At 66.6% G+C, this 5,368-nt stretch carries 1 protein-coding gene; it reads left to right on the forward strand.

Annotated features, from left to right (window positions below; translation table 11 throughout):
* Positions 1-5,055 (forward strand): Ig-like domain-containing protein (locus RM50_RS20035; protein WP_043456340.1); only part of this gene is annotated, 5,055 nt, incomplete at its 5' end.
* Positions 5,056-5,368: the final 313 nt, after the last annotated feature.

Genomic DNA, 5,368 nt, shown 5'->3' on the forward strand with positions numbered 1-5,368 from the left:
GTCAACAACTGGGACGACGTCATCCCGCCCAAGGAAACCTCTGACGACGCCGACAAGGATTCCGCCGACGAAGTCCAGCAGACGGTCCTGCCCGACCGCACCAAACCGAACAATGCGCCCGTGGCCAAACCCGACCAGTTCGGTGTCCGCGCCGGAAAGACGACCATCCTGCCGGTGCTGGACAACGACTCCGACCCCGACGGCGACGTCCTGACTGTCCGCACGCCCGAGGGAGTCAAGACCGGCTCCGTTTCACCCATTTACGGCTCCACGGGGCTGCAGGTCGCCGTTCCCGCAGACAAGGCCGGCAGCGAAACGTTCAAGTACACCGTGGATGACGGCCGCGGCCTCTCCGCATCCGCCGATCTCACCCTCAACATCATCCCGGCCGGCACCAACACACCGCCGCGGCAAAAGCCCAACCGAGACACCACGCTTGTCGTCCAGTCAGGCAAGGCGGTCACGCAAAACATCCTCCCCGACTGGATCGATCCCGACGGTGACGACCTGTTCGCTGGTTCCGTCTCCAGTGCCGACCCGCTGGACCAGGTCCGGATCAGGCCAGACGGCCAACTCACCTTCCAGGACTCCGGTGCAGCACCCGGGCGAAAAATCCTGACCGTTTCCGTGTCAGACGGCCAGTCCACTGCCGAGGGAAAAGTCACGGTGGATGTCCGGAGCCCGGGCGCCCTGCCGCCGATCGCCAACGCCGACCATATCGTGGCCGTGGCAGGAACAGACACTGTTATCACTCCGCTCAAAAATGACACGGATCCGCAAGGCGGTACATTGCGGCTTGCCCAGGCCACAGCCGACGCTGAGTCCACGGCCACCCTGAACCCCGACCAGCAGACCTTCACCTTCAACTCCCGCATCCTCGGCGCCCACTACGTCAGCTACCTGGTGACCAACGGCCCGGCGAGCGCCCAGCAACTGGTGCGCGTTGATGTGGTGCCGGGCACCGACGGGGGCGCGCCGGTGGCCGTCCGGGACACCGCGCTGCTCCCCACCGGCGGCGACGTCCTGGTGGACGTCCTGGGCAACGACTCGGATCCCTCCGGTGGAGTGCTGGTGGTGCAGTCCGTAACCGCCGACGCCGGCCTGCCGGTTAGCGTGGCAGTGCTGGACCACTCGGTGGTGAGGATCACCGACATCCGCGCCGAAGGCCAGCTGACGGTCCGGTACACCGTCTCCAACGGACGCTCGTCCGCCACCGGCGAGATCGCCGTGCTGATGGTTCCCGCTCCGGCTAAGCTGCAGGCTCCGCAGGCCAAGCCGGACGAGGCCACGGTCAGGGCGAACGACGTCGTGACCATCCCCGTCCTGGCCAACGACGCCGACCCCAACGGCTCCAAGCTCACCCTGCTGCCGGAACTCGCCCAGCAGCCTGACGCCGCCGACGGCCGCATGTTCGTGGCGGGCGACCAGCTGCGGTTCGTGGCCGGGCCCGAAGCGAAGACCGTGTACGCCATTTACAAGGTCCACAACGAATCCGGGCAGGTGGACTCGCAACAGGTGACCATCCGCATCCGTGCCCGGGACGATGACCGGAACACGCGGCCCGAGCCCCGCAACCTGACCACCCGCGTGGTGGCCGGGATGACCGTCAAGGTGCCCGTGCCCCTGGACGGCATCGACGCCGACGGCGACTCCGTCCAGCTCATCGGCATCGACAAGGCACCGGCCATGGGAACCGCCGTGGTACGCGACGGCTACCTCGAATTCACGGCCGCCGGCGACGCCGCCGGCACTGACAGCTTCACCTACCGGGTCCGGGACAGGATCGGTGCCGAGAACACCGGAACCGTCATTGTGGGCATTGCCCCGCCGGAGGCCAACAACCAGAAGCCCATCGCGGTGGACGACGCCGTGGATGTCCGGCCCGGCCGCAAGGTGGCCGTGGAGGCGCTGGCGAACGATTCGGACCCCGACGGCGATCCGCTCAGCCTGGTTTCCGACGGGTTCGAGGCCAAGCCGGACCTGCAGGTGGAGGCCACGGACGGCGCCAAGGTACTGTTCACTGCGCCCGGCACCGCCGGCAACGAAAGCATCAGCTACCGCATCCAGGACGACAAGAAGGCTTCCGCCAGCGCCGTGATCCGGGTGCGGATCAGCCCGGACGCCGAACTCAAGCGCCCGGTGGCCAAGGACGACCGGGTGACGGTGGCCGAAACCCTCGGCAAGACCGCTGTGGACGTCCCCGTCCTGAAAAACGACTCCGATGCCGACGGCGTGGCCTCCGAGCTGAAGATCAGCCTCCCCGACGGCAACCCGAACGCCCGGACCGGCGACTCGGGCAACGTGGTGGTGACCCTCACCCCTGAAGACCAGCTGATTCCCTACACGGTCACGGACGTCGACGGCCTCACCTCCACCGCCCTGATGTGGATCCCCGGCCAGGGCGCGCAGTATCCCACCCTCGCCAAGACCGACCCGGTTGAAGTCATGTCCGGCAAGGACGTCACCCTGGACTTGTCCGAATACGTCCGCGTCCGCAACGGCCGCACCGCCAGGATCACCGTGGCCGACTCCGTGCGCGTCCAGGGCGGATCACCGGAGGGCGTCATTCAGTCCGACGGCAAGGCACTGCGCTACACCGCGAAACCGGACTACGTGGGCCCGGGCTCCATCACCTTCGAGGTGACGGACGGCTCCGGACCGGACGACGGCGACGGCCTGAAATCCACGCTGGTGATCATGACCAAGGTGATTCCGGACCCCAATGCCAACCACACGCCCACCTTCAGCGGTACCTCCGTGGACGTTCCCAAGGCCGAACAGGCCACGGTGGACCTCGCCGGGCTGGCCAAGGACGTGGACGAACGGGACAAGGACAACCTCCGCTTCGAACTGGACGGGACCCTTCCCGCCGGATTCAGCGCAAAGGTCGACGGCGCCACCCTCGCCATCACTGCGGACGGTTCCCTTGGCATCGGCGTCACCGGAAACATCCAGGTGAAGGTCACCGACGGCAGGTCTCCCGCCGTGGGTGCCACCATCACCGCACGCCACGTTGCCTCCAACCGGCCCCTGCCGGTGGCCAACGATGATGCGGTGGACAAGGCCAACGCCGGAAAGACGGAACAGGTCAACGTCCTGGCCAACGACTTCAACCCCTTCCCGGACACGCCCCTGCGGATCGTTGGCGCCACGGTGGAGACGGGCTCCGCAGCCGGTCAGCCGTCCGTCTCAGGAGACAGCATCACCGTTACCCCGGCCGAGGGGTACAAGGGCGTCATCGTGGTCCGCTACACCGTGGCCGACAAGACAGGCGACCTGTCCCGCCAGGTCGACGGCCGCCTGCGGCTCACCGTCCGGGGCAAACCCGACGCGCCTTCCGCCCCCAGCGCCACCGACGTCCGCAGCCGCACCGCCGTGCTCAAGTGGGCCCCGCCGTCGGACAATGGTGCCCCCATCACCGGGTACACCGTCCGCTCGAACAACGGCTTCGAACAGAAGTGCCCCACCACCACCTGCACGCTGAGCGGGCTCACCAACAACGTGAAGTACGTTTTCACGGTGCTCGCCACCAACGAGGTGGGGGACTCGCAGGCTTCGCCTCAGTCCAACGAAATCCGCCCTGACGAAAAGCCGTCACCGCCGGAAGCCCCCACGGTGAAGGCCGGGGACAAGACGCTGGCCGTCACCTGGCCCGCGGCGAAGACCGAGGGCTCACCGGTGAAGCACTACAACCTGGAAATTTCGCCGCCGCCAGCCAGCGGGGTGGCCGTCAAGAACGAGGTCGCCGGGCTGAACTACACCTGGACCGGCCTCACCAACGGCGTGAAGTACAAGGTCCGTGCGCAGGCCGTCAACGAGCTTGGCGCCTCCGACTGGGGGACGTATTCTGCGGAGGACAATCCCGCCGGTGTCCCGGCGGCGCCTGCAGCACCTTCGTCCGCCGTTGCATCATCCGTGGGGACCCAGAACCAGCTTCGGGTCACGTGGGCCGAACCCAACACCAACGGCGATCCGATCAGCACCTATTACGTCACCATGAGCGGTGGCAACGCCCCCGCCCAGACCCAGACCGTCCCCGGCAACGTCCGCACGGCGAACTTCACTGCCAACAACTCCGAGGCCGCCTACACGTTCACGGTGCAGGCTGAGAACAAGGCCGGCAAGGGCGCGGTCAGCCCGCCCTCCGCGCCCCGCCGCGCCACCGGCAAGCTGTCCCCGGTCTCCGGCGTGACGGCCACACCGGCCAACACCGGCGGAGCAGGACGCTCCGTGACCGTGGACTTCCGCAGGCTGACCGCGGCCGAACGCAACGGTTCTGCCGAGAATGAAGTCAGCTACAGCTACAACGCCAGCAACGGCGCCCGCGGACCCATCACGCCCGGGCAGACAATTAGTGGCTTCAGCAACGGCACCGCCGTCAGCATTACCGTCATCGCCAACTCGACGGTGGCCCCGAGCTCTGACGCCAGCACCCCTGCCACCACCACACCCTACGGATCCCCGGGCACCCCCTCGGCGTCAGGCCAAAACGGCGGCGTGAACCAAAAGTCGGCCACCCTGAACTGGTCCTCACCGTCCACCAGCACCAATGACGTGGCGCAAACCAGGATCAGCATCAACAACGGAGGATGGGAGAACGTTGCCCCCTCCGGCAGCAGGACGGTCAACACGGCAAACTTCGGTGACACCGTGACCATCGCGGTCCAGACCTTCAACTCCGTAGGCACCGGCAGCGCGGTGGTCACGGCCAGCGCCTCTGCCGGCAAGCAAGGACTCTGGGAAACCCGGATCAAGACCTCGGACCCCAACTTCGTCAGGAGTTGTACCTTCACCCTGGGCGGATCAAACTACCGGCCAAGTCCATACTTCGACTGTGACGGCGTCAACGCGGACAGCCCACCCTGGTTCTACAAGGCGGACCAGGACCGCATCATGGTGGCGTGCTACATCGACCAGAGCGACAACTGGTCCGGCAACGGCATCGTCCGCTGGTGGCGGGTTGAATCCGGTTCCGCGCGCAACGTTGGCCGGTACGTCATCGCCGGCCACACCACGCTTGCGGATCCCGCAGCCCTGGGAGCCCCGCATTGCTGAGGGGGTCAATCCGCGACGTCCGGGGCAGATCTCCCCATCGCGCCGAATTCGGCAATTCGGTAGTCTTACGCCCGGGAAAAGAGAGCCTCGTACCGGTCTCTGACGAGGATGCCGTTCGGCCGCACAATCTGAGGAAAAACACGCTGTGACAACTCTGCTGGGGAAGCTTGGGCTGAAGAAGCGACATAAGAAGGCCGCAGCCGGTACTGCGTTTGGTGTGGTGCTGGCTGTGGTGGTGACGGGCGCGGTGTTGTATCCGGGGTTCAAGACCACTGAGGTGGAGTTGAACGACGGCGGTGTGTGGGTGGTGTCC

This window comes from Pseudarthrobacter phenanthrenivorans, from assembly GCF_000813845.1.
GTDB lineage: Bacteria > Actinomycetota > Actinomycetes > Actinomycetales > Micrococcaceae > Arthrobacter > Arthrobacter phenanthrenivorans_B.